The sequence below is a fragment of the Deltaproteobacteria bacterium genome, from assembly GCA_016234845.1.
Classification (GTDB): domain Bacteria; phylum Desulfobacterota; class Deferrimicrobia; order Deferrimicrobiales; family Deferrimicrobiaceae; genus JACRNP01.
Genome location: JACRNP010000056.1, coordinates 1 through 25095, shown reverse-complemented (window position 1 = coordinate 25095; position 25095 = coordinate 1). Strand labels below are relative to the sequence as shown.

Annotated in this window: 23 protein-coding genes; 4 read left to right on the top strand and 19 right to left on the bottom strand. The window is 70.9% G+C overall.

Translation table 11 applies throughout. The features are described 5' to 3' along the window. The first annotated feature begins 140 nt into the window (after nt 1-140). The 3 genes from HZB86_04770 to HZB86_04760 all read left to right on the top strand — a co-directional run bounded on the left by HZB86_04770 (nt 141) and on the right by HZB86_04760 (nt 3665). On the top strand, nt 141-383 hold the full coding sequence (locus HZB86_04770) for a DUF3343 domain-containing protein (GenBank protein ID MBI5904848.1): 243 nt from the start codon (nt 141-143) through the stop codon (nt 381-383). Between the two features lie 169 nt (nt 384-552). Beyond that, entirely contained in the window at nt 553-2439 is a 1887-nt protein-coding gene (locus HZB86_04765; protein MBI5904847.1) for a LysM peptidoglycan-binding domain-containing protein, read from the top strand. Beyond that, nucleotides 2439-3665 (top strand): aminotransferase class V-fold PLP-dependent enzyme, encoded by a 1227-nt coding sequence (locus HZB86_04760; GenBank protein MBI5904846.1) that lies wholly within the window; start codon nt 2439-2441, stop codon nt 3663-3665. Before HZB86_04765 ends, HZB86_04760 begins: the two co-directional genes overlap by 1 nt. A 390-nt stretch (nt 3666-4055) precedes the next feature. Here the strand turns inward: HZB86_04760 and HZB86_04755 are convergent, their stop codons facing one another. The 10 genes from HZB86_04755 to rplU are packed head-to-tail and all read right to left on the bottom strand — an operon-like array spanning nt 4056 to nt 12083. Then, the gene (locus HZB86_04755) at nt 4056-4862 is read right to left on the bottom strand and encodes a carbon-nitrogen family hydrolase (GenBank protein MBI5904845.1); all 807 of its coding nucleotides are present in this window, start codon (nt 4860-4862) and stop codon (nt 4056-4058) included. A gap of 26 nt (nt 4863-4888) precedes the next feature. Continuing rightward, a complete protein-coding gene (locus HZB86_04750) occupies nt 4889-5521 on the bottom strand; it encodes a ComF family protein (protein MBI5904844.1) in 633 nt (210 codons plus the stop codon). Nucleotides 5522-5579: 58 nt separating this feature from the next. Continuing rightward, entirely contained in the window at nt 5580-6908 is a 1329-nt protein-coding gene (locus HZB86_04745) for a tetratricopeptide repeat protein (GenBank protein ID MBI5904843.1), read from the bottom strand. A gap of 50 nt (nt 6909-6958) precedes the next feature. After that, entirely contained in the window at nt 6959-7309 is a 351-nt protein-coding gene (gene rsfS / locus HZB86_04740; protein ID MBI5904842.1) for a ribosome silencing factor, read from the bottom strand. Nucleotides 7310-7315: 6 nt separating this feature from the next. Further along, the gene (gene nadD, locus HZB86_04735; protein ID MBI5904841.1) at nt 7316-7990 is read right to left on the bottom strand and encodes a nicotinate (nicotinamide) nucleotide adenylyltransferase; all 675 of its coding nucleotides are present in this window, start codon (nt 7988-7990) and stop codon (nt 7316-7318) included. After that, nucleotides 7990-9231 carry a glutamate-5-semialdehyde dehydrogenase gene (locus HZB86_04730; GenBank protein ID MBI5904840.1) on the bottom strand — a complete coding sequence of 414 codons (1242 nt, stop codon included), beginning with the start codon at nt 9229-9231 and terminating at the stop codon, nt 7990-7992. The genes nadD and HZB86_04730 overlap by 1 nt, the downstream gene beginning before the upstream one ends. 23 nt (nt 9232-9254) lie before the next feature. Beyond that, nucleotides 9255-10478: a glutamate 5-kinase gene (proB, locus tag HZB86_04725; protein ID MBI5904839.1), complete on the bottom strand. Its 1224-nt coding sequence runs from the start codon at nt 10476-10478 to the stop codon at nt 9255-9257. Next, nucleotides 10468-11475: a GTPase ObgE gene (obgE, locus tag HZB86_04720; GenBank protein MBI5904838.1), complete on the bottom strand. Its 1008-nt coding sequence runs from the start codon at nt 11473-11475 to the stop codon at nt 10468-10470. Before obgE ends, proB begins: the two co-directional genes overlap by 11 nt. Before the next feature lie 10 nt (nt 11476-11485). Continuing rightward, entirely contained in the window at nt 11486-11743 is a 258-nt protein-coding gene (gene rpmA, locus HZB86_04715) for a 50S ribosomal protein L27 (GenBank protein ID MBI5904837.1), read from the bottom strand. Nucleotides 11744-11768: 25 nt separating this feature from the next. Then, on the bottom strand, nt 11769-12083 hold the full coding sequence (gene rplU / locus HZB86_04710; protein MBI5904836.1) for a 50S ribosomal protein L21: 315 nt from the start codon (nt 12081-12083) through the stop codon (nt 11769-11771). A 58-nt stretch (nt 12084-12141) separates the two neighbouring features. On the opposite strand from rplU, the gene HZB86_04705 reads away from it, so the two are divergent. Continuing rightward, complete coding sequence (locus HZB86_04705; protein MBI5904835.1) at nt 12142-13221, top strand: NAD(P)-binding domain-containing protein; 1080 nt, start codon at nt 12142-12144, stop codon at nt 13219-13221. Here HZB86_04705 and HZB86_04700 read toward each other — a convergent pair. The 9 genes from HZB86_04700 to HZB86_04660 all read right to left on the bottom strand — a co-directional run. Further along, complete coding sequence (locus tag HZB86_04700; GenBank protein MBI5904834.1) at nt 13179-14768, bottom strand: YifB family Mg chelatase-like AAA ATPase; 1590 nt, start codon at nt 14766-14768, stop codon at nt 13179-13181. The two genes, HZB86_04705 and HZB86_04700, sit on opposite strands and share 43 nt — an antisense overlap. Nucleotides 14769-14907: 139 nt before the next feature. Then, nucleotides 14908-15897, bottom strand: a complete 990-nt coding sequence (locus HZB86_04695) for a HEAT repeat domain-containing protein (protein MBI5904833.1) — start codon at nt 15895-15897, stop codon at nt 14908-14910. Nucleotides 15898-15907: 10 nt separating this feature from the next. Beyond that, nucleotides 15908-16813: a TonB family protein gene (locus tag HZB86_04690; GenBank protein MBI5904832.1), complete on the bottom strand. Its 906-nt coding sequence runs from the start codon at nt 16811-16813 to the stop codon at nt 15908-15910. After that, nucleotides 16810-17094, bottom strand: coding sequence for a hypothetical protein (locus HZB86_04685; protein MBI5904831.1), 285 nt, complete (start codon nt 17092-17094; stop codon nt 16810-16812). Before HZB86_04685 ends, HZB86_04690 begins: the two co-directional genes overlap by 4 nt. Further along, a complete protein-coding gene (locus HZB86_04680) occupies nt 17055-18215 on the bottom strand; it encodes a tetratricopeptide repeat protein (GenBank protein ID MBI5904830.1) in 1161 nt (386 codons plus the stop codon). The genes HZB86_04685 and HZB86_04680 overlap by 40 nt, the downstream gene beginning before the upstream one ends. Beyond that, nucleotides 18212-22534 (bottom strand): tetratricopeptide repeat protein, encoded by a 4323-nt coding sequence (locus tag HZB86_04675; protein MBI5904829.1) that lies wholly within the window; start codon nt 22532-22534, stop codon nt 18212-18214. The genes HZB86_04680 and HZB86_04675 overlap by 4 nt, the downstream gene beginning before the upstream one ends. A gap of 5 nt (nt 22535-22539) precedes the next feature. Next, the gene (locus HZB86_04670; protein ID MBI5904828.1) at nt 22540-23064 is read right to left on the bottom strand and encodes a hypothetical protein; all 525 of its coding nucleotides are present in this window, start codon (nt 23062-23064) and stop codon (nt 22540-22542) included. 30 nt (nt 23065-23094) lie between these two features. Then, entirely contained in the window at nt 23095-24567 is a 1473-nt protein-coding gene (locus HZB86_04665) for a hypothetical protein (GenBank protein MBI5904827.1), read from the bottom strand. A 35-nt stretch (nt 24568-24602) separates the two neighbouring features. Next, a partial coding sequence (locus tag HZB86_04660; protein ID MBI5904826.1) for a DUF4129 domain-containing protein occupies nt 24603-25095 on the bottom strand: 493 nt, incomplete at its 5' end.

The following is a 25095-nucleotide window of genomic DNA, read 5'->3' as shown; positions in this document are numbered from 1 at the left end:
CGGGGGAGGAGCGGAAACCGGCATCGGTCCATTATAATGGATCGCGGACGCATTCCCACCCGCGCGGCGGTCCGAACGCCTCGCCGTCGGGGACGTCCCCCCGGGAGGAGCGGTCCCTGGCTCACGCGACGTCGCCGGAGATGGTTCTCATCTTCCGGGGCACCCATCAGGTCATGTCGGCCGAGAAGCGGCTCAAAAAAGGCGGGGTCCCCATGCGGCTCATCCCCGTTCCCCGGAGACTGACCTCGGACTGCGGGTTGGCGATCCGGATCCCGTTGAGGGAGCGGGCCCGGGCCCGGGAGGTCCTATCCGCGTCCCGCCTTCTCCCCGTGTCGGCCCACGTTCCGCGGGAGGACGGGGGGTACGATCCCGTACCCCTCTGAACAGGAGGCCCGCCCCGGAGCGGCCGACCGTTTCCCGTGTGCGAATTTTTTTCGGGATTCCGCCGAAAAGACCGCCCGGGGACGGTGTTCCGCTTGCTCGGAGAAATCCTTGACGATGGCGGAATAACCAAGTAAAATAAAGGTTTATAATGGTTCTTCCGGAGGGAATTTGAAGAGGCGGATCGCCACCGGGATCGTCGCCGCCGCGCTGTTTCTGGCGTTGGGCATCCTTTCCCCGGCCTCCTGCCCGGCGGGCGAAGCCTCGGCGGCGGGAGCTCCCGATTCACGGCCGTCCCAGTCCTCCGCTCCGGTATCCGTCCCGTCGACGTCGCTTTCTCCCGATCCCGCGCCCGGCAAGGCGGCCGACCCCGCCGCCACGGCGAAACCGCCGACCCCGGCCGCCGCAGCGGTCGTTCCCGCCCCAGCCGCTCCCGCCCCAGCCGCCGTCCCTTCCCTCATCGCCCCTCCATCCGAAACCGCAAAGGACCGCGTGCTCTCCCCCGGAGAGCTCGACGTCGAGGTGACCCGCATCCTCGTCGCGGAAGACGAGGACGAGCGGATCGGGGACGACTTCTTCGACAACGCGTCGGAAGAGGTGGGGAAGGGGAAGGAGGGCGTGTTCGCGGGGCTCACGCGGCCCATCGACAAGTTCATCCGCTACTTCCAGACCACGGGCCGAAAGAAGATGGAGCTGTACCTGTCCCGTTCGGGGAAATACACGGGGATGATGCAGAAGATCCTCGCACGGTACGGTCTGCCGGACGACCTGGTCTACCTCGCCCTGATCGAGAGCGGCTTCTCTCCGAAGGCGTACTCCGTGGCGAAGGCGGCGGGCCCCTGGCAGTTCATCGTCGGGACGGGGCGGCGCTACGGGCTCCGGATCGACTGGTGGGCCGACGAGCGGCGCGACGCGGAGAAATCGACCCATGCCGCCGCCTCCTACCTGCGCGACCTCTACGGGATGTTCGAGTCGTGGCCGCTGGCCGCCGCCGCGTACAACGCGGGGGAAGGGAAGATCATGAAGGCGGTCAGCCGGTACAAGTCCGAGGATTACGTCGAGCTCATCCGGTACCGGTACCTGAAGCAGGAGACGAAGGATTACGTTCCGAAGATGCTCGCGGCGCTCACGATCGCCAAGGAGCCGGACAAGTACGGCTTCGGCCACGTCGAGTACGAAGCGCCGATCGATCTCCGGACGGCGGTCGTCCCCGGGGGAACCGATCTGGCCGCGGTGGCGCGGATCCTCGACGTCCCGTACGAAACCCTCCGCGAGTGGAACCCGGAGCTGCGCAGGTTCTGCACGCCCCCGAACCGGGAAGATTACGTCCTGCGGCTCTCCGCGGACGTCGCCCGGCTCGCCGAGGAGCGGATGGAGGAGATTCGAACCCAGGCGAAGATCACCTTCCTCCGCCACGATGTCCGCAAGGGCGAGACGCTCCAGGGGCTGGCGGCGAAATACGGAGCCTCGATCGACAACCTGCGGGAGCTGAACGGACTCAAGAAGGATTCCCTGAAGCGCACGTCCCGCCTGGTCATCCCGGTGGTGGGGCTTCTGGAGGAGGAGGCGGTGCCGGGGAAGGAGGTTTCCCCCGACCAGCTGACGATGGCGCACATGCGGGTCGAGGAAGGGTCGCGCCGGGCCCGCCTCGGGGTGGGGCGCGGGAAGCAGCGGGCGTCGGAATCGGGGGATACGGTCACGGTGCGGAAGGGGGACACGCTGTCGCGGATCGCGAAGGCGCACGGCGTCTCCGCGAAAGCGCTGGCGCGAGCGAACGACCTGTCGTCGGGAGCGAAGCTCATGGCCGGCCAGAGGCTGACCCTGCCCGACTCGGACGCGGCGGGGAAGGAGCCCCCGGCCGTGAAACGGACCGCCGACAAGGTCGAGCAGGCCCCGAAGAAGAAGACGGTCCGGTACAAGGTCCACAAGGGCGACACGCTGGAGAAGATCGCCCGCGTCTACGGCGTGACGACCGACGCCCTGGCGGTGAGGAACCGCCTGAAGCAGGGCGACCCGCTGCGCCTGGGAGCCGTCCTCGTCATCCCCCTGGAGTCGTGATCCTGGCGAAAAATCCGCCGTACGCATACCTCGACAACGCCGCCACCTCCCTTCCGAAGCCGCCGGGCGTGGCGGAGGCGGTCGCGTCGGCCATCCGCCGGGCGGGGAACCCCGGCCGTTCCGGCCACATCCTGTCGATCCGTTCGGCGCGGGACCTCTTCACGGCGAGGGAACGGCTGGCCGAGCTGTTCGGGAGTTCCGACAGCTCCCGGTTCGTCTTCACCGGGAACGCCACCGCCGCGCTCAACCAGGCGATCAAGGGGGTTCTGCGGCCGGGGGACCACGTCGTCACCACGTCGCTCGAGCACAACTCCGTGATGCGGCCGCTGCGAAGGATGGAGGAGGCCGGCGTCCGGGTGACGGTGGTTCCCGCCGGCCGCGACGGCGTCGCGGACCCGGCTTCGATTTCCGCGGCGTTCCGGAAGGGGACCCGGATGGTCGCGATGGTCCACGCCTCCAACGTCTCCGGCGCCCTGCAGCCGGTCGGGAAGGTGCTCGCGGAAGCGCGCAAGCGCGGGATCCTGACGCTCGTGGACGCCGCGCAGACGGCGGGCTCCGTTCCGATCGACCTGTCGGCCCTTCCCGTCGACCTGCTGGCCGCCTCCGGCCACAAGGGACTGCTCGGGCCGCAGGGGACCGGTTTCCTCTACGTCCGTGAAGGGGTGCGGGTCACGCCGCTGGTCGAGGGCGGCACCGGGAGCCGATCCGAATCGGACCACCAGCCGGAATTCCTCCCCGATGCGCTCGAATCGGGGACGCAGAACAGCGTCGGGATCGCGGGGCTCGCCGTGTCGCTCGCCTGGATCCTGCGGAAAGGGGTCGCTGCGATCCGGCGGAAGGAGGTCGAACTCGTCGAGGCGCTGCTCGACGGGCTGGAGAAGATCCCCGGGGTGCATCTCCTCGGCCCCCGCGACCCGTCCCGGCGCGTGTCGGTGGTGTCGTTCGTGGTGGAGGGGATGGATCCCGCGGATGTGGGGCGGAGGCTGGAGAGCGGGCACGGCGTGCTGGTGCGGGCGGGGCTGCACTGCTCCCCGAACGGCCACCGCACGCTTCGCACCTTTCCAGCCGGCACCGTCCGGGTGAGCCCCGGACCGTTCACGACGCGCGCGGAGATCGCGCGGCTCCTGTCCGCGCTCCGGAGGATCCGGCGATCTCCTTCCCGGATCGTTTCGCGCGCGACAGGATCGCCGTGGTCGAGCGGCCGGGGAGGAACCGGATCGTCGTGACCGTTCCCCCGTGCGCGAGCACCACGTCCGACCCCACGATCGCCTTCCCCTTCCAGTCCCCCCCCTTCACCAGCACGTGCGGCAGGACGTCGCGGATGAGCCGCAGGGGAGTATCGCCGGAGAACACCGACACGTAGGAGACGCAGGAGAGGGAGGCGAGCAGGTACGCCCGGTCGCGGCTGCTCTGGACCGGCCGGCCTTCGCCCTTCAGCCGCCGCACCGAGGCGTCGCCGTTCAGTCCCACGAAGAGGACATCCCCGAGGGCCGCCGCCCTCCGCAGGTACTGGGCGTGACCGGCGTGCAGGATGTCGAAGCAGCCGTTCGTGAAGACGATCCGTTTCCCCTCGCGCCGCAGGCGGGCGCAGAGTTCCCGGACGCCCCGCCGCGGGATCACCCGGGCCGACGGGTCGCCCGGTACGCCTTCGGGTTTCGGTCCGCGAGGCACGGGATCCTCCTACGGATTTCATCGACGACCGCCGGATCGATCGTCGCCATCGCGATTCCTTCCTTCTCGCCGGCCTCCGCCATCCGCTCCCCCGCCGGGGAAACGATCACGGAGCCGCCCGAGTAGCGGAACGGCCCCGACGGGCCGACCGCGTTCGCGGCGACGAGGTACGCCTGGTTCTCCACCGCCCTCGCGACGGTCAGGATTCCCCAGTGGGCGCTGCGGACGGCCGGCCACTGGGACGACACGCAGAGCACGCCCGACCCCTCGAGGAAGTATTTCCGGGACAGCTCCGGGAAGCGAAGGTCGTAGCAGATGAGCGGCCCGAGCAAGCCCGCGTCCGACGGGACGGTCCCGGCCGACGTCCCGCGGCGGAACCACCGGTCCTCGCCCGAAGGCGTGAACAGGTGGGCCTTCCGGTACTCGCCGGTCACGACCCCGGTGGCGTTCACGACGTACAGGGTGTTGAAGACGCCGCGCCCGACCCGCTCCGGGAGCGAACCGGCGATCACCAGCCGGTGGCGGACCGCCAGGGTCCGAAGCTCGACCAGGATGTCGGGGGTGGTCCGCGAGAGCGGGAGCAGGGCTCCCTCCGCGAACCCGGTGCTCCACATCTCCGGCAGGACCAGCAGGCGCGCGCCCCGTTTCGCGGCTTCCGTGATCCACCGGACGGCCCGCCCGCGGTTCGCGGGCACGTCGCCGACGTCCACGCGGAATTGCAGGGCGGCGGCAAGGTAGGCGGCAGGCGGCATCGGGGCTCCGTGGCGCGCGAGGGTCGTTACGGGACGGCGCGGACGACCGTCACGACCACTATATGGTCCGCGCCTCCGGTTTTCAAGGCGCGGGCGCACTCCCGGGCCGTCGCTCCCGAGGTGTACACGTCGTCCAGCAGGAGTACCCGCGGCGGCGGACGCCTTCCCCGCGGTACGCGGAAGGCGCCCTCCACGTTGGAGCGCCGGCCGGAAAGGGGGAGTCCGGCCTGGGGAGCGCGCCCGAGGCCGCGCGAAAGGAGCAGGGGGGCGAACGGCCACCCCAGGTCCCTCGCCAGCCGTTCCCCGACCAGCGCGGGAAGGTTGAACCCGCGGCGGAAATATTTCCACGGGTGGACCGGAACCGGAACCACCGCGGGACGTTCACCGTCCGGGATCAGGCCGGCCCACGCTCCCGCGAGGGCGGATCGGATCCGGTTCGCCACCGCGCACGCCGGGAACGGCCTGCCGGCGTACTTCGCCGCCAGTATGGCGGCGCGGACGTCTCCGGCGTGGGGGAAGAGGGAACGGGCGGAGTCGAATACCGGGGGATCCGACGCGCAGGGTGCGCACGGAACCGGGGACGCCGGGGCGGGGGAGGATCCGAGGAAGGCGCCGCACCGCGGGCATACGGGGCCGTCGTGGAGCGGCCAGCGCTCCACGGCTCGCGGGGAGAGGTCGGGCGCGACCGTCGGCAGCAGCTCCTTCAGGAGCGAGAGTTCACTTCGAAGTGGCGTTCTGGGCGAACTCGCGGGATCCGTGGTCGATGGCGTACCCGTTCCATGCCCCGCAGGAAGGGCAGCGGGCGGTCCACTTGATGGTGGACGAGCCGCAGGCGGAGCACCGGAACGGGATGAGATACCTCCGCTTGTACCCGATGGCGCGCTGGTAGTGCTGGCTGGCCGATTCATACCTGCCCCTCCGCCGGAATGCCTCCGCGAGCAGGATGTGCACCGATTCCCGCTCGGGGTCCAGCGTCTCGGCCTTCAACAACTGTTCCAGCCCTTCGTCGATCATTTCCAGGCGGAGGAAGAATTTCCCCGCGAAGAGGTTGACGTCGTAGTCGGCCGGGAACTCCTGCTGCAGGCGGGAGTAGATCCGGATCATCGCCTGCGGACGTTCGGTCTCCACGCACAGGTCCTCGAGCTTGATGAGGAACACCGGGTTGCGCGCGGCGCGGAACCCCTGCAGCAGCGTTTCCACCGCTTCGTCCACGCTGCGGGCGCGGAGATGATCGGACAGGGCGATGTAGGAGGCGCAGAACGCCGGGTCGTCCTTCATGACGTCCCGCAGCCGCCGCTCGGCGTCGTCGGTCTTCCCCTGCGCCATCCGCACCTGGGCCTTCTCGTACCGGAGCGCGAGGAAGAGCGCCTGGTCGGCGCGCGAGGCCTCCTTTCCGCGCAGCCGGATCAGCTTCTTCTGCTCGTTGTAGGCGGGGATCATCTCCCCGCGGGACAGGTGGATGTCGCGGATCCCCTCCCACGCGCGCGGGTTCTCCCCCTCCGTGGCCTCGACCGACCGGAGCGCCGAAAGCGCCGCCTCGGGATCGTTCATCCTCCGGTAGAGGGAGGCGAGCCGGAAGTAGACCGAAAGGTCGGACGGGTCGATCTGCTTCACGCGGGTCAGGGCCTTGACCGCCTCGAGGTGGTTCCCCAGCTCCTCCTGCGCGGAGGCGAGGAGCAGGAGCGCCTCGCGGTCCTCCGCGTTGACGGACAGGCTGCGGGTGAGCTCCTTCGTCGCCTCGGTGAGCATCCCCCGCTGGACCAGCTCCGCCGCCTTCGCCGCCCTCGCCCGCGCGGCGTCCCGGCGCTGCTTCTCCCGGCGCTCCCGCCAGTTGCGCGACGCGGAGGTCACGTCCTTGACCAGCGTCCCGAGGATGACCATCGCCGCCCCCAGGGAGAACGCGAGGATCGCCAGCTCGCTGACCGTCACCTCCATCTGCCGCGTGGCGGAGTAGTAGAAGGGGATGTGCTGCCCGTTCAGAAGGGAGATGTAGGAGAACGCCACCAGGATGGCGACGAACAGCAGGAAGAGAAGTCGGACGGCCATGATCCGTGCATCCCTCCGGGGGACGACGCTTTCCTGGCGGTATTAGCCGTTCACTCCGCGGGGAGGGGCACCTCGGACGCCGCGCCCCACAGTCGATCGAAGTTGTAGAACTCGCGGACGCTGGACAGGAAGACGTGGACCACGAAGTCCCCGTAATCGATCAGCGCCCACCGCCCGTCGCGGAGCCCCTCGAACCCGATCGGCCGGACGCCGAGCTCCTTCTTGAGCGTGACCTCGATGTGTTCGGCGAGGGCCGCCACCTGGCGGTCGGAGGCGCCGGAACACAGGAGGAAATAGTCCGTGAACCCGGCCAGCTCGCGCACATCGAGCGCGCGCACGTCCTGTCCCTTCTTTTCCCGCGCCAGGAGGGCGCATCGGATGACTGTTTCCCGCGTTGCGATGGCCGGCTACCCTCTCTCTTCTCCCCGGTACAGTCCGTGGTCGTGGATGTACCGCTCCACTTCCGGGGGCACCAGGCCACGGATGGATCTCCCCTTCCGAACCTTGTCCCGGATGGAACGCGACGAGATGTCCAGCACCGGAAGGTCGGGACACAGCAACCTGCGCCCGCCGGGAAGCCGGAAGGAACGCCCCCGTAAACTATAGCAACCGTCACCCTCCTTTACAATACGGACGCCCGGGGGAAACGACGCCTCCGGCGGGGTTCCGGGGCGGGGGAGCAGCAGGAAGTCGCACGCCCCGAGCAGCTCCTCGTACCGGTGCCACGTGGCGATCTCGGAGAACGCGTCGGCGCCGACGATGAAGAGCAGGCCGGATGCGGGATCGGCGTCCTGGATCTCCCGGACCGTGAGGAGGGAGTACGACGGGCCCTGCCGCCGCAGCTCGACGTCGGTCACCGACATCCCGTCGATCCCCGACACGGCGGACTGCGCCATCGCGTACCGGTGGACGGCGGGCGTGAGGGGCAGCAGCGGCTTGTGCGGCGGCTGCGCCGCCGGGACCAGGAGGAGGCGGGGGAGCGCAAGCCCCTCGAGCACCTCGAGCGCCATCCGGAGGTGTCCGTTGTGGACCGGGTCGAACGTGCCGCCGAACAGGGCTACGCGGGGGGTCTCGGTCGCCACTACTGCCGCACCTGGCCGTCCCCGAAGGCGACGAACTTGGTCGTCGTGAGCTCCGTAAGCCCCATCGGGCCGAAGGCGTGGATCTTGGTCGTGCTGATTCCGATCTCCGCTCCGAGGCCGAGCTGGAAACCGTCGTTGAAGCGCGTGGAGGCGTTCACCAGCACGAGCGAGGAGTCCACCTCGCGGAGAAACCGCATCGCGCGGCCGTGGTCGCGGGTGAGGATCGTCTCGGTGTGGAGGGAGCCGTGCCTCCGGATGTGCTCCATCGCGGCGTCCATCGACGGGACCACCCGCACGGCGAGGATCCGGTCGAGGAACTCCGTGCCCCAGTCCGCTTCGGCGGCGGGAGAGGCCTTCGGGACCAGCCGCACCGTCTCCGGGCAGCCGCGCAGCTCCACCCCCTCCCGGAAGAGCGCCTCCGCCGCCTCCGGGAGGAACGCGGGAGCGATCGCGCGGTGCACGAGCATCGTCTCCATCGCGTTGCAGACGCCGGGCCGCTGCGCCTTCGCGTTGACGCAGACCCGCACCGCCTGCGGGATGTCCGCGCCATCGTCCACGTAGGCGTGGCACACTCCCTTGTAATGCTTGATCACCGGGATGCGGGACTTCTCGGCGACGCTTCGGATCAGCCCCTCGCCTCCCCGCGGGATGACGAGGTCGATGTACTCCTCCTTCGTCAGCATCAGGTCGATCGCGGCGCGGTCGGTCTTCGGGATCAGGGAGACGGCGTCCACCGGGAGCCCGGCGGCCGCGAGCGCCTCGCGCAGGATCGAGGCGATGGCGGAGTTGGAGCGGATCGCCTCGGAGCCGCCGCGCAGGACGACCGCGTTGCCGGATTTCACGCACAGGGCGGCGGCGTCGGCGGTCACGTTCGGGCGCGATTCGTAGATGATCCCGATCACCCCCAGGGGGATCCGCATCCGCCCGACGAGCAGCCCGTTCGGGCGGCGCTCCATCCGCTCGATCCCTCCCACCGGGTCGGGAAGGGCGAGGACCTCCAGGATCCCCTCGGCCATCTGGCGGATCCGCTCGTCGGTCAGGAGCAGCCGGTCGAGCATCGCCGCGGAGAGCCCGCGGGACTTCCCCGCCTCGACGTCCTTCGCGTTCTCCGCCTTGAGGGAGTCCGCCCCCGAGCGGAGTCCCCGCGCCATCGCGAGGAGGGCGGCGTTCTTCGCCGCGGCGCCCGCGCAGGACAGCGGCCCCGCCGCTTCCTTCGCGGCGCGGCAGATCCTCTCGACCATCGCCGCGGTCGATTCGTTCGGGCTCACCGCGCGGCACCTCCTTTGGGGGATTCCGGGCTCCTGGCGGACGGAAGGATCGTCAGGTCGTCGCGGTGGACGACTTCCGCCGGCATTTCGGCGCCCAGGATCGCCCGGACCTCGTCGCTGCGCCTCCCTTTCCCGCGCTCCACCTGGTCGCTGCTCCACCGCGAGATCCCGCGGGCGAAGACGCGCCCCCGCCGGTCCGCGATGGACACCGCGTCGCCGCGAAGGAATCCCCCCTGCGCCCCGATCACCCCCGCGGGGAGGAGGCTCTTCCCTCCCTCCATCAGCACCTTCCGCGCGCCGTCGTCCACGACGACGGTCCCGTGGGATCGGCGGGCGTACGCGATCCACATCTTGCGGCTCGAAATCCTCCCCGCGGCCCGGGGGAGGATGAGCGTACCCGTGTCCTTTCCCGCGAGCGCGTCCAGGACCGACCGCCGGGAGAGCCCCGAGGCGATCACGACCGGCACCCCGGAGGCCGACAGGACCCGGGCGGCGCGGATCTTCGAAGCCATCCCTCCCGTCCCTTCCGCGGAGGTGTACCGGCCGACGGCGGCCCGGATCGATTCGTCCTCCAGGTTCCGCACGATCGGAATCCGACGGGCGTCGGGGTGCCGGTGGGGATCCTTCGTGAAGAGCCCCTCGCTGTCGGTGAGGAGGATCAGCAGGTCCGCCCCGATCATCTGGGTCACCAGAGTCGCCAGGTGGTCGTTGGCCCCACCGCCCCCTCCCTCGAGGCGGATCTCCTCGGTGGCCACCGTGTCGTTCTCGTTGACGATCGGGACGATTCCCCGGGAGAGCAGGGTGAGGAGCGTGTTCCTGGCGTTCACGTACCGCTCCCGGTCCTCGAAATCCTCGTGGGTGAGGAGCAGCTGCGCCACGTGGCGGCCGCGTTTTTCGAACGCCCGTTCGTACGCCCGCATCAGGGAGGTCTGGCCGACGGCGGCGGCGGCCTGCTTGAGCGCCACCGTCCGGGGGCGCTCCGCCATCCCCAGCTTCTTCCTCCCCGCGGCGATCGCGCCGGAGGTCACGACGACGAAGGAAACGCCCGAGTCGGTCCAGGCGGAGGAAAGCTGCGCGGCCAGGGCGCGGATGGTGGGTTCCCGCAACCCCTTCTCGGGGTCGGTGACCGTGCCGCTGCCCAGCTTGACCACGACCCGCCGGATCCCGGGGAACCGGGAACCGGCCCTCCCGCGTTTCGCAGTGCCCCCGTCAGACCGCATACGGTTGTCTCCTTCGCAGGGAAAGCATTCCGTCGAGGAGGCGGCCGATCCCCTCCCCGGTGGCCGCGGAGATGTAATGGACGTCCCCCTTCGGGTGCCCGATCTTCCGAAGGGCGAGCTCCGCGTTTTCCCTCGCCCCGGGGAGATCGGTCTTGTTGAAGGCGAGGAGCGTCGGACGCGTGAGGAGCACCGGCTGGAACTTCCCCATCTCGTCCCGGACGGTCCGGTACGCCGCGACGATGTTCCCCGGTTCCTGTCCCGCGTCGATCACGTGTACCAGTCCTTCCGTGCGCTCCGCGTGCCTCAGGAAGCGGTGGCCCAGCCCCGCCCCGAGGTGCGCCCCCTCGATCAGGCCGGGAAGGTCGGCCACGACGAACTCCTCGTCCCGGTGCGATACCACGCCCAGGACCGGCGAGAGGGTCGTGAAGGGGTAGTCCGCGATCTTCGGTTTCGCGCGGGAGATGCGCGAGAGGAGGGTCGATTTCCCCGCATTGGGAAGGCCGACCAGCCCGATCTGCGCGATGAGCTTCAGTTCCAGTCGAAGTCGCCGTTCCCGGCCCGGCTGACCCGGTTCCGCATGGTCGGGCGCCTGGCGGACCGAGGTCGTGAACGACGTGTTCCCCCGCCCTCCGCGCCCGCCCGCGGCGGCGACGAACTCCTCGCCCGGGCGGGTGAGATCCGCCAGGATCTCCCCGGTGTCGTCGTCGTGGACGATGGTTCCCGGCGGGACCGAAATCCGCAGGCCGGGGGCGTTCCTGCCGTGCATGTTCTTCCCCATGCCGTGCTGCCCCCGCTTCGCCTTGTGCAGATTGCGGTACCGGAAGTCGAGAAGGGTGGAGAGGTGCGGGCTCACGACGAGGACGACATCGCCGCCGTTCCCTCCGTTTCCCCCGTCGGGTCCCCCGCGGGGCACGAACTTCTCCCGCCGGAAGCTGACGCAGCCGCGTCCGCCGTCCCCGGAACGGACGGTGATCGTGGCCTCGTCGATGAAGTGCATGAACGGGGGACTACGGAGCGGAGAGGACGGAAACCCTCTTGCGGTCTTTTCCCATGCGGTCGAACTGAACGACTCCGTCGACCAGCGCGAACAGGGTGTGGTCCTTCCCCATCCCGACGTTGTCCCCGGGGTGGACCGCCGTTCCACGCTGCCGGACGATGATGCACCCGGCGGTGACCGACTGTCCCCCGAACCGCTTCACGCCGAGCCGCTTGCTCTGGCTGTCCCGTCCGTTTCTCGAACTGCCAACGCCCTTTTTGTGCGCCATGGCCCTATTGCCCCCTGTACCCGGATCAGGCGACCCGGATCTCGGTCACGGAAAGCGTTGTGAACGGCTGGCGGTGCCCCTGCCGGCGGGCGAATCCTTTCCGCCGCTTGTACTTGTATATGTGGATCTTCCTGCCCTTCCCGTTGCGCACCGCCTTGCACAACACGGCGGCCCCGCCCACGGTGGGGGTGCCGACGGTCGTACCGGCGTCGGTGGCGACCATGAGGACTTCCGTCAGTTCCACGACGGATCCCGGTTCCACCTCGAGTTTCTCCACGTTGATCACGTCGCCCGGGGAGACGCGAAGCTGCTTCCCTCCCGTGCGGATGACGGCGTACATGGCATCTTCCTCCGTACCGTTCGATAAGAACAAATCACTATAGGTAAGGAGGACCGGCGTGTCAACAGCGAAAACCCAAGGGATAACCACCCCCTCCGCCGATATATACTACTACACGAAGTCGCCGGGGAGGGCATTGCGGATGGCGGACGTGCTGATCGTCGGGGGAGGGCCGGCGGGGCTGCTCCTTTCCCATTTCTTCCGGGAGCACGGGATCCCGCACAGGGTCCTGGAGCGGGGGAAGATCGCGCAGGCGTGGCGCGACATGCGTCCCGGCATGGTCCTTCTCTCCCCGTCCGTTCCGGGGACCGACTGGACCTCGCTCACCCTCACCCGCCCGCTCTGGGGACTCCCGGGGACGCGTCGCCCCTTTCCCTCCCGCGAGGATTTCCTCTGCTACGTGGATTCGTTCGCCAGGGAGAACCGGCTGTCGGTCGAGGAGCGCAAGGGGGCGACCGCCGCGAGGGCGGTGGATGGAGGGTTCGCCGTCTCGACCGTCGACGGGGAGGAATCCCGGTGCCGCTTCCTGGTGATCGCGACGGGTGCGTCGTCGGTCCCCTGTTTTCCGGAAGTCCCGGGGATCGCCGGCAATCCGTTCGTCGTCCACTCCTGCGATTTCGTGGACTGCATGGGGTACGACCGGAAGAAGGTGCTCGTGATCGGCGGCGGGAATTCGGCGGCGGAGCTGTGCATCCAGCTCGCGGGAACCGCGCGGGTCACCCTGTGCACCCGGAACCCGTTGCGGTACTTCAGCGAGTCGGGGGACCTGGAGCACATCCGCGGATCGTCCGAGAGCGTCCTCAAGGAACTCTTCCGATTCCGGATCCTGTCGCTGCGCGAGGCGGACCCGGTCGTCTCGGTCGCGGACCGGACCGTCCGGTTCCTCGGCGGGGAGGTCGAGGAGTTCGACTGGATCGTCTGCGCCACCGGGTACAGCCCCCGATGGATCCCGATCGAGGGAGGAGTCGTCGGGATCGGCGAGAAGGGATATCCTAGGATCTCGCCGGTCGGCGAGTCGACCGTGCCGGGGCTGTACTTCTGCGGGTCGCTGGCGAGGTTCCACCGCCGTTGCGCGTTCATCCACGGTTTCCGCAACTACGTCGAGAAGGTGTTCTGGGACATCGCCGACCGGCTGTAACCGTCCCCCTCCCGTCGTTCTCCTCCCGCGATCTCGAACCCCGCGAGGCGGTACTGAAGGCTTTCTCCGGCGTGGGGAAGCAGGACGCGGGGCTCGCCCGAAAGATCGGCGATCGTGCGGGCGACCCGGCACGCCTTCCCGATGGCCCTTCCCGAAAGGGACAGCCGCTCCGCGGCCCGGGTGAGGAATGTCCGCGCCTCGGGGGACAGCTCCCGCAGCAGCTCCGCGGTGGAGGCGCGGACCGTCCCGTTCGTCCGGCATGCCCGCCCGGCGTACCGCGCCTCCTGGATCGCCCGGCACGCGACGACCCTTCGGCGGACCGCCTCCGAACTCTCCCCGATCGATTCGCCGGACCACTCCTCCACGGCGACCGGGAGGACGGAAACCGCGAGGTCGATCCGGTCGAGCAGGGGGCCGGAGAATTTCCGATGGAACCGCTCCAGGCCCCCGGGGGAGCATCGGCAGACCTTCCGGGGGTGCCCGGCGTTCCCGCAAGGGCACGCGTTGGACGCCGCCAGCAGCAGGAACCGGCAGGGGAACCGGTACCGGTGCCCCGCACGGGATATCCGGATCTCCCCCGACTCGATCGGCTGCCGCAGCGCCTCCCTCGCCTCCGGCCGGAATTCGGAGAACTCGTCGAGGAACAGGACACCCCCGTGCGCGAACGAAACCTCCCCGGCGCGCGGCGGATTCCCGCCGCCCAGGAGAGCGGCGGCCGTGATCGACGAGTGGGGCGCGCGGAACGGGCGCCGAAGCAGGGGACGGGGCCATGGCGGTTCCCCGGCCGCGCTGTAGATCCGCGTGGTTTCGAGCGACTCGGAAGGGGTGAGGTCGGGCAGGATCCCGGGCATCCGCTCGGCCAGCATCGTCTTCCCGCATCCCGGGGGTCCCAGCAGGAGCATCGCATGGCCGCCGGCCGCCCCGATCTCGAGGACCCTGCGCGCCATCGGCTGGCCGACCACGTCCGACATGTCCGGCGTCCCCACCGGTTCGCTCCCGCGGGCGCCGGGAATCCCCGCGGCCGCGGGGCAGGGCGTCTCTCCCGCGAGGAGCGCCGCCGCCTCCCGGAGCGACCGGACGGCCGCCACGCGGACTCCGGGGACCAGCCGGGCCTCCTCCTCGTTCCCTTCCGGGACGACGACCCCCGGCACCGCGAGATCCCGCGCGAGCAGCGCCTGGGAGAGCGCGCCGCGGACCGGCCGGACCGAGCCGTCGAGGGAGAGTTCCCCCGCGATGATCCACTTTCCCAGAGCCTCCCCGGGAAGAATGCCCGCCGCGCACAGCACCGAGAGGGCGATCGGAAGATCGAGGAGCGCCCCGTCCTTCCGGAGGTCCGCCGGGGCGAGGTTGACGGTCAACTTCCTCCCGGGGAACAGGAGCCCCGAATTCCGGATGGCGGCCCGGATCCGGTCGTCGCTTTCCCGGACCGAGCTGCCGGGGAGGCCGACCACCGTGTAGGACGGCAGGCCGTGGGAGATGTCGGTTTCGACCTCGACGGGGAGGGCGTCGACGCCGAGGACGGCGAAGGACCGGGCGCGGACGAGCACGGGTTCTCCTTGGCGAACGGGGATCGCCGGGTCCGGTCCGTGCGGCTCGACGGGAAGCGGCGCCGGTCGGGGTTTCAGCAACCGCCGTGCCGCGGATCGATGTCGGGGACGATGGGATCGTGAACGGACGGAAGGGGGGTCATTCCTCCACGATGGCGTAGGAGAATCCCGTGGCGCGCACCTTGAACCCCAGGCTTTCGAGGACGCCCCGGGACATTTCCCGGATGTTCCCGGCCGGATCCTTGAGCAGCCCTTCGAGCATCAGGATCTCGCCGGAACGCCGCACGAGGCGATCCTTTCTCCTGGGGAGGTCGAGCATCAGCAGCCACTCCCGGACGGCCACCGCGCGCACGACCGGGTCCTTCTCCTCGAGCCCCTGCCGGATCCACTCCGATCTCTCGCGGGTCGCGAGCAGCCCCTGGTACGCCTCGAGGCGGAGATCCGTGTCCGGACCCTCCCGCCATACGGCGCGGAACGTCTCGATGGACTCCTGCGGCGAAAGGTGCCGCAGGGCGCGGACCGCCGCGAGCCGGACGACCGTGTTCCCGTCCGCGAGCGCGGCGGAACGGAGAATCTCCCCGCCCTCCTTCGCGCCCAGCCGCGCAAGCGCATCCGCGCTGAGCGCCCGAACTTCCGGGGACGGGTCGCCGGCCAGCGCGTAGATGAGGATTCCCGCCGCCTGCCGGGCGCCGATCCGGCCGATGGCGCGGGCGCACTCGGCGCGGACCATGACGTCGGGATCCTTCTGGAGCGGGCCGGTCAGGCGGTCGATCCGGTCGACGGGGATTCCCAGCGTGCCGATCGCATCCGCGGCGGCCCTGCGGACCGCGGGCGACGCGTCGGCCGACAGGCGATCGAAAAACAGCATACGGGATCCCATGTCCCGAAGCAGGGTCAGGGCGCCGACCGCCCGCTCCCGCACCCTTTCGTTTCCGTCCCCCGCGGCCCATTCCCGGAGCGACGGGATCTCGCCGTCGTCCCTCTCCCACATCGCGCGCTCGATCCTCGCCAACCGGTCCGCCGCGTCCCCACGGGAGGCGGGAGCGGCAGGCGTCGCCGGTCCGGGGAAGGCGGACGCGGGAAGGAGGAGGGAGGCAAGGATCGGGATGAGGGGGAGGATGGATCGCACGGCGCGGCGCTCACATCTCTGGGTGGAAGACGAAGGGGAACACCACTCGGACCGGTCCTCCGGCCCCGCGGGGGAATTTCCAGTGGCGCATCCGCCCCTTCACCGCGTCGTCCAGGGCGGGCCAGCCGAGGGTGCTCTGGCGCACCTCCACCGAGTCGACGGTCCCGTCCGGGAGGATGACGAACGCGACCATCATCTTCCCCGCGAGGTTCGGGTTCACGAGCAGCTCCCGATTGTACACGTACCGGATTCCGCCCTGGTACTGCTTCACGGTCGCCGCGATCGCCTGGAACGACCGCGACGGCTCGTCGGATGCCCCGGAGATCTCCGCCTCCAGCCCGGAGTCGGTGCGGAACGTCTGCGAGACCATGGTCTTCTGCGCCCGAGGCGCGGCCGCGATCTGCCGCTCGATCCCCGGGTTCCTCGCCTTCCCCCCTTCCTCGACCGGGCGGGGAACGTAGTCGCCGGGGGACGGATTCGCGCGGGGGGGGGACGGGCGCAGATCGCCGGGAAGCCGGATGGACGGAAGCGGATCCGCGGCCCCTTTTTCCCCGAGCATCTTCAGGATCCCCCGGGAAGCCACCTTTTCGCGGATCGCCTCCCGGCTGGGCGGCGCGGTCTCGGCCGGGGAGGGCGGTTCCATCGCCGCGGCGGACGGCCTCGGCGGGGGCGGGGGGACCGCTTCCGGCGCGCGGACCCGCACCTCGGGGATGGCGGGGACCTCCTCCTTCGGCATCTCGGCGATGTCGATCTCGACGATCCGCTCCCCCGCATCCGGCCGGCTCTGCCAGTAGGGACTGGTCATCAGGACGGCGAAGTGCAACGCGACCGACAGCGCGACCGCGATGCGGAAAAACGGCGGAACCCGGTCGCCGGGGAGGACGACGATGCCGTCGGGGCGGACGTCGAAATTCAAGGGGCCGGCGCTCCCTTCTCCCGATCGTCCCGCAGCATGTCGCCGGCGTCATCCCGTTCCGTCCGCAGGGGGAGGAGGCGGAAACGGGTTCGCGGGAGGAAGAAGAGGATCCCCGGGTGCTCCGGGCTCCCCGTGATCCGCACCTCGTCGAGCCGCACCGCGCCCCCGGGATCCCTTCCGGCCGCGCCAACCGGCCCCGCCGCCTCCGCGGGGGAAGGCGCAACGACCCACAGCAGCGCGATCAGCGCGACGGTTGCGATTTTTTCAGTCCCTCGGACCACCTCGACGCCTCCTCCTTTCTCGGACCGTTCAGCCGCACGTACCGTTCGTAGCACAGGATGGCTCCCGGAGCGTCACCGAGGTACATCTCCCGGAACAGCCCGAGGTTCAGCCACGCCTCCGGCAGGTTCGGCGCCTCTTTCGCCGACCGTTCCAGCGCCCCCAGCGCTTCCTTCCATTTTCCCATTTCGGCAAGGACGACTCCCAAATTCGTCAGGGATTCGCCGGATGGCCGTTCCCCGGCGGCCGACCGGAGCAGGTCCCGGGCGGCGGCGTATTCGCCCTTTGTCCATGCGCGGTGCGCCTCGAGATTGGCGGAGAGCGACCGGATCCGCGGTTCGGCGGAACCGTCGTCGGAAAGCGGCGGGACATTCGACGGGTCCCGCTCCCACGCCACGCGGGAGGCCGCCACCGGCCACAGCGCCGCCACCGAGGGCGGAACGGCCGCGGCGTACCTCCGCGCGTCCACCGGATCTCCCTTTCGATACGCCAGCACGGCCCGGTTCCAGGGCAGGGAAGGGGTGGCCGTCCCCCTTGCCGACAATCTCCCGTAAGCCGTTTCCGCCTCCTCGACGCGCGCCAGGTCGATCAGCGCAGCGAAAAGGTTGGAGGAGAGTTCGGGGAGGCGGTCGCCCGGGAGCGCCGTGACCGGCTTCACGGCGTTGTCGACGAACTCGCGCAGCTTCTCCCGATCGCCCCGGAGCAGCGCGATGCCGAGAAGGTTCGCGGCCGCGGGCTCCGACAGGAGCGGGGGGGACGCGGCGCGTCGATACTGCGATTCCGCCCCGTCTCGATCTCCGGAGAGCTGGAGGAGCACTCCGCGGTTGAAAAAGGCTTCGGCGGCGAACGGGGTCTTCTCCAGCGCGTCCCACAGCGGCACCGCCTTCCGCGCCTCCCCCGCCCGCAGCAGGTCGCGGGTCCGGGTCAACGATTCCCGGTACAACGATCCGTAATCCGGCCCGGGCGCGGGGGAGGCGCCGGAGGGGACGGAGGCGGTTCCGGGCGCCGTCCTCCGGACCTCGGACGGAGGAGCGGGCAGGAGCGCGGCCCGCTGCGGGGCGCATCCCGCGTGCAGGACGGCGAACAGGGCGGCGACCGCGATGGATATCGGTTTTCGCGTCACGGGATCGCCCTCTCCGTGATCCCGACGAAGTCGGGGACCGGAACGGTCGGGAAGGCGAACTCGGCCCGCTTTCCGAATACGGCGGGCCGCAACGACCGAAGGCGTTCCCGGCTCTTCGCCACCCAGTCGTCGAAATGGTCCGCGGCGGCCGCCTGGCGCACGTTGTTCCGGAAGCTCAGGACGGCGCGCTCCTCGATCGGGGCGGCCCGCTCCTCCAGCAGGAAGAGATACTCCTCCTTCTCCGCGGAAGAAAGCTCCGGCGGGGGAGGGGAGGCCAGGACGGCCGCGCGGAAATCCTCGAGCGCCTCCCCGATCCGATGAAGGGAGGCGGACACGGTTCCGGCGTCACCGATCCGGACCGCGTCCGCGTACAGGGCGACGCACGCCTCGAGCGCCTGCTGCTTCTCCGCGTACGTCCGCTCGAGCGGCGGCGCGATGCGGATCGGCAGGTATGCGCTCAATTTCGCCTCGGCGCGCCGGTGGAGCGCGCGCCCCGCGATCTCCGGCGCCGCCCCTCCCGATTCCCGGTGGATTTTCACCGCCTCGTCGTACCGGCTGTCCGCCTCGATCGCAAGCCCATCCGCCCGGGCGCTCTCGCCGGCCCGGAAGAGGGAAAGGATCTTCAGCGGCGCCGGCGCGTCGGCGACCGCGGCGGCCGCTCCGTACGCCTTCCTCGATCGGGCCTCCTCCTTCCCGCGAGAGTACAGCTCCGCCGACCGGAAGAGCATGCCGGCCCTCGCTTCGCCGCCTTTCTCTCCCGCCGACAGGCGCTCCAGCCGCTCCGCCGCCGGCAGCGGCTGTCCGGTCTTCTCGTACAGCGCCGCGAGGCGCCGGGTGGCGGTTTCCGCCAGCGGGGAATCCGCGTGCGCCGTTTCGACGGACCGGTACGCGTCGATCGCCTCCGCGCTCCTCCCCGCGTCCGCGAACGCGGCGCCGGCGCGGAAACGGGCCTCGGGAACGATCGGGAGCGCCGGAAACTCCCGGGCGATCCGGAGGAACAGGGCGCCCGCGTCCGCGCCGCGCGAAGCGGGGAACCGTTCCGCCGAGCGGAACATCGAGAAGCCGACCCACTTCTGCGCCTCCGCGCGTTCCCCGTCGGGGGGCGACGCGGCGAGGATCTCGCGGAACGCGCCTTCCGCGTCCGGGTATCGACCCGCCTCGAAGAGCGCCTCGCCCGCCAACCGGAACGCCGTCCTGCGGTCGCCGGGATCTTCGGTCCGCCGCCCCGACTCCCCCGCCGCCTTCGCCGCCGCGTCCCACTCCTTCCGGTTGTAGTGCGCGCGCGCGCGGTCCAGAAGAACCGGCCGGATGCGCTCGCCCCGGGGGTACGCCCGCTCGTACTCTCCCGCCAGGCGCACGATTTCCCCCTGCGACGCCGCGTCGGCGGGAGACGAGAGGTCCTTGGCGCACGGGACCGCCATGTACCGCGCCGCCTCGCCGCGGGCCCCCGATGGGCGCCGGGCCACCGCCTCGAACGCCGGCAAGGCGTCCCGCTTCCTCCCGTCCTCGAACAGGAGCCACGCCCGCTGGTACGCCACCTCTCCGGACTTCTCCGCCGCGGGGAAACGGGAAAGGAACGCGTCGTACAGGGCGAGGACGCGGGAACGGTCACCCGGAGGCTTCTCCCGTGCGGCGGCGTGGAAATGGAAGCCGGCCGCGGTGAGACCTTCCATGGAGAGGGAGTCCGCGCGGGATATCTCGGCGGCGGTCCGTCCGGGGGATTTCCGCCACGGCGTGCCGGGACCGAAGGCGGCGTGAAACGCTCCCCGGCGCGACATGCTCTCGTCGATCCTCCCGCCCTTCCGGAGCGCCGCGGCCGCCTCCTCCTCGGCGGATACCCGCTCGGGGGCGAGCGGGTAGGCCGCCCCCAGGCGGGTCGCGACCGCCGCCGCCTCGTCGTACCGGTTCTGCGCCTCCAGCAGCCGCTCGATCTCCAGGAGGACCGCGCCCCCTTCGGCGGCGGCGGCGCGGCGGGAAAGGAACGTCTCCGCCTCCCGTTCCGCGCCGGCCTCGATCAGGGAGCGGGCCGTCATCCGCCGGGCCTCTTCCCGAAGGCCGCCGGTCCTGGAGGCGCCGGCCGACAGGAGCGACGCCTCCGTGAACTTCTCCGCCGCCTCCGCCGGTCGTCCCTGGAGGAACAGCGCCCAGCCGAGCTTGAAGCGGGCGGTGATCGCGACTTCCGGCGCCGCCCCGTCCCGCACCTTCCGGTACGCCGTCTCGGCACCGGGGAAATCGTACCGGTCGAACCGGTGCTCCCCGAGGCGCAGGTTCGCCTCGTCCGCGTACCGCGTGGCGGGGTATCGCGAGAGGAGCGTCTCCAGGACGGCGGCCGCGTTGTCGGGAGCCCCCGACTCCTGCAGGCAGAGGGAGAGGCCGTAGAAGGCGGCCTCGCCGTAGGGGCTCCCGGGGAAGTCGTCGGCCACCTTGCGGAACAGGCGGGCGGGGACCGCCAGGTCCGGCGCATCCTTCCGTTCCCCGTCCCGCCCCCCGTAATAACCGCGCTCCGCCTCCTCGAAGCGGAGGGCCGCCAGCGTGTACAGCGTTTCGTCCATGTGCGGGGCGCGTTCCCCCGCGGGCGGGATGGACGCCTCGAGGTGGCGGATCGCCTCCGGGAGCATCGCGGGCGGCGGCGTCCCCGCGCCGTTGTCGGCCGCCGCGGGTTTCCCCTCGAGGAACCACTCCGCCGCCGCGCGCCCGGCGAGGCGGTGAAGCCCGCGCTCCTTCCGCGCGATCGCCGGCCCGGCGGCGTTCCGGGCGGCCGCGAGCGCCTCCGCCGCGAACCGGTGGACGTCGGCGCGGGCTTTTCCGAGGGCCGCCGCGTCGACCGTCATCCGCTCCTCCATCCTTCCCAGAAAGGTCTCCCACGCCGCGAGCTCCGCGGACTCCCCGCGCAGACGGCTCCCGATCCGCCGCGCGCGCGCCGCTCCTTCCTCCCCCCGCGCCCTCGCGCTCTCCGCGGCGTCGAAATCCCGGGAGAGGCGTTCCGCGTACGATTCCTTCCACCGTGCCCATACCTTCGCCCGCAGCAGCGTCACCTTCGCCTCCAGCGCCTCGAGCGTCCCGCCCGCCTTCGCGAGGCGGTCCCGGGCGAAGATGATCATCCTCTGGTCCTCCGGGGGGAGCCCCCGCGTGTCCTCCCAGGCGACTCTCGCCCGCATCGTCGATCCGAGCTTCCTCGCGGCGGCGGAAATCCGCGAGAGCCTCTCCGCGGTCTCGTCGAGCAGGGCCGCCGTATGGCGGTCGGACCGCTCCCCCCACCCGGTCACGGAGAGTTCGTCCGCCGCGAGGAGCAGGCGGCGCGGGACGCCGCCGGACCGCCGGGCGTCGTCCCGGAAACGGCCCTCGACCTGCTCGAGCCTCGCCCGTTTCCCGGAATGCAGCGCGATCCGGGCCCGGACCGCATCCGCCCGGCGCCGCGCATCCCGGGCCAACGACGCGGCCCGCTCCCGGGATTCGACCAGGGTGCGGTGAAGGGCGGAAAGGGAGAGAAACCGCCGCCCCGGCGCCTCGAGCGCCGATACGTCCTCGCCGAAGGGGAACAGGGAGACCGCCCCCGCAAGCGAAGCTTCCGCCCCCGGATGCGTGCCGTCCCACAGGGTCTGCGCCGCGACGGCGGAACGCCACCGGCCGATGTCCGCGAGCCCTTCCCGGGCCGCCTCGAGCGCGCCCGCCCGGTCGCCGGACGAAAGTCGGGCCCGCGCCAGGGCCGAAAGGAACTCCACCTTCCCCGGGATTCCCGACGCCCGCTCGACGTCCGCCCCGGGGGACTCCCGTGCCCGTTCCGGAGGCGCGCTTTCCGGGCCGCCCCGCATCCGCCCGATCTCCGCGGCCAATCGGGATTTCACCGGCCCGTCGGGCGCGGCGCCGAGCGTCCGGATCGCCCCTCCCGGATCGCCCCGGGCGGCGAGGTGGCGCGCGACGTACGCGGCGGCATCCTGCGCTTCGGGGGAGCCGGGACGGATCCGCCGGAAAAGGTCCGCGGCCTCGTCGTGCTCCTTCCTGCGCCATCGGATCTTCCCCGCCTCGAGGATCGCGGCGGAGCGGACCGGTTCCGCGAGACGGGGGAGCTCCTCGTGGAACAGGCGAAGCGCCTCATCCTCCTTCCCGGCCCCGGCCAGGTCGCGCAGGAGCCGGGGGAGCGCGGGGCTCCCGTGGCGGGCGGCAGGCGGGAGCGCGACGTAGCTCCGCACCGCCTCCCTCGGAAGGCCGAGGCGGAGCCACTCCTCGGGAGAGTCGGCGCGGACGACGGATCCTCCGTGCGCCTCGACGCACAGCGCGAGCAGGAGCAAGGCCCCGGAGGGCAGACGCCGGAGGAACACCGACCCTACTTCTCCGGCGACGGGACGAGCGACGGTTCGTTTCCGTCCGGCTGCGCCGCGAGCGTAAGCCGCAGGAGGAACGTCCCGCCGGGAGAAACCGCCGGGCGGAAATCGCGGGAGGGGGAGACCTTCCAGGTCGGGTGGGTCAGAACTACGCGCGCCTCCTGCGTCCCGGGGAGGATCGGCGCGACGAACACGACCGGTTCCGTCCCGGAGAGGAACCGGTCGCGGTCCGCTTTCGTCCACTCCCGCTCCGGCTCCGGCTTTCCGGACAGATACAGCCGGAGGGCCGCCGGCGCCGGGACGTTCCCCGACCGGCGGATCTCGAAACGGACGGACGTCGCCTTCGGCGTCGCCGCGATCTCCTCGATCCGGTCCAGCTCCGCCGAGAGGGCGTCCATCTCCTTCAAGGTGGCGGCGAGTTCCCGCTCGATCGGATCGACGGCGTCGTCGGCCCCGCGCGACGGCTGCGGGAGGCAGGAAAAGACCAGGAGGACGCAGATCCCGGCGATCCGTTGGGTCGTGTTCATCGGTTTCGTCCTTTCGTCGTTTGGGGCCGGCTACCGCACGATCCCCGAGGGGAGCGAGACGCGGACGATTTCCGCGGCCGGGGATTCCTCCGAGAGTTCCACCGGCCCGTAGACCCGGACGAGCTTCCGGGACGGCGCTCCGGCGAACAGCACGAGGGTGAGAAACGCGCGGCACCGCTTCTTTCCGCGATACCGGCGGACGGAGAAGGCGTACTCGCCCGGGACGGTCCTCTCCATCGTGAAGACCTCCGGGCCGAAACCCCGGCGGTTGTCGATCCACAGTTTCCCTTCCGGGATCGCGGACGGGTTCTCCAGCGCGTCCGCGGCGTCGAACCAGGTGTGGTGATCCGATCCGTCGTCGACGTGGAGATCGAGATCGACGTCGTCCTCGTCCCAATGGAGGATCGCCATCAACGGGCGATCCGCGATCCCCCTCGAGGGCGCCCGCCGGATCCCGCTGGTGCCCGTCTCTCCCGCCGTGTCGATCGCCTCCACCTGGAACGTGTCCGCCTCGGTCATGAGAATCGCCTGCTGGAGGAACGTGCCGTCCTCCCGGACGGGGATGTTCCTCGGGATGTCGTTCTGGATGAGAAACGCCTCCCGGAGCGGAGTCCTGCTCCGGATCGCCCCGCGCACCGAGATCACCGGCGACCGGGAGACGTCGGTCACCGTCCCCTCCGCGGGGGAGAGGATCTCGATCGTGGGATGGGGCGGCGTGTAGCGGACGGTCCTCGACGCCCTGAGGACGCGGCCGAACGGGTCCAGGCCGGTGACCACGATCGGGTTTTCGCCGGACCGCAGGGAAATCGGCGTCTCGAACCGCCCGTCCCGGACGGCGACGGTCCGTGCGTCCTGGCCGATCGTCACGGCGAGGCTTGCCACCGACGGGTCCGTGGTCCCCCGGAGCATGTGGTTCGCCCGGTCGGTTCCCGCGTCCGCGGGCTCGAGGAGGGAGATCCCGGCCGGCGGCGGGAGATCGACGGCGCGGCGCACCTCCTGCGGCGGTTTTCTCCGAAGCCATTCGCTTCCGAGGAAGCCGGTGATTTCCACGACCTGGTGCCGCGCGAAGCCCGAAAGCCGCGGCCCGTCGAGGGACGCGCGATCCTCCCGTCCGGGAAGGATGAGCATCCGGTCCGGCGGGATGCCGGCGTCCCGGAGCCTCACCGCGACCGCCTGCGCCACCTCGTTGGCCAGCCCCTCGTTCTCGTCCGTCCGCCCGATGGCGTCGAGCGTCACCTGCACGAGCAGGAAGATCTCGTCGCGCTTGCGCATCTGCTCCCGGAAGTACGCGACCTCTCCCCTCTGGCGCTCCGTCCACTCTCCGGGAGCGATGTCCGCCAGCGGCATGCGCGACTGGAACACGATATCGCCCCGGGGAAGGGTGAACCCCGGGGGGAAGGAGGCGACCGGAACCCTCGCGGCCCGCCCCGGCGCCGCGGCAAGCGCGACGGCCAGGACGGAGACGGGAACCAGGCAGCGGCGGACGGTCGAACGGAAACGCATCGAACCCCTTGTCGGCGATGGATCGCGCAAGGAAATCATTCTACCACCCGCGCCGCGCGGGTCGGGAGCCCCCTTCGAAGCGACTCCGCCCGACGGAACGCCTCCTCCCGTAGCGGCGGCGCGAGCGGGACGGGACCGAAGCGGTCCCGGTGGTACAGGGGAAGGAACCGGGCCGCGTTCTCCGCCAGTTCCGGCCGCGACGCTACCGCAGCCCCGACCATCTCCTCCATGGGGGCTCCGGGGGATGGGCGGAATCCGGCGCGTTCCAGGCGGGCGGCGAGACGGGCGTACGGGGCCGGCAAGCGGGCGCGTCTTCCCGGTGCACCGTCTCCCATCGTCCTCCGGCGCCGCAAGGCGCTCCGCAGCAGGAAAAGAGCGGCCGCGGCGAGTCCCGCCGCGGCCGCCGCGTGCCGGGCGCCGGGCGTCCACTCCGCGCCCCCGCCGAACCGGAACATCCTCCCCGCCTTCCGGGCGGCGGACCACCCCCCGGAGACGGCCTGCGCCTGCATCCCGAGGGAGTAGTTGACC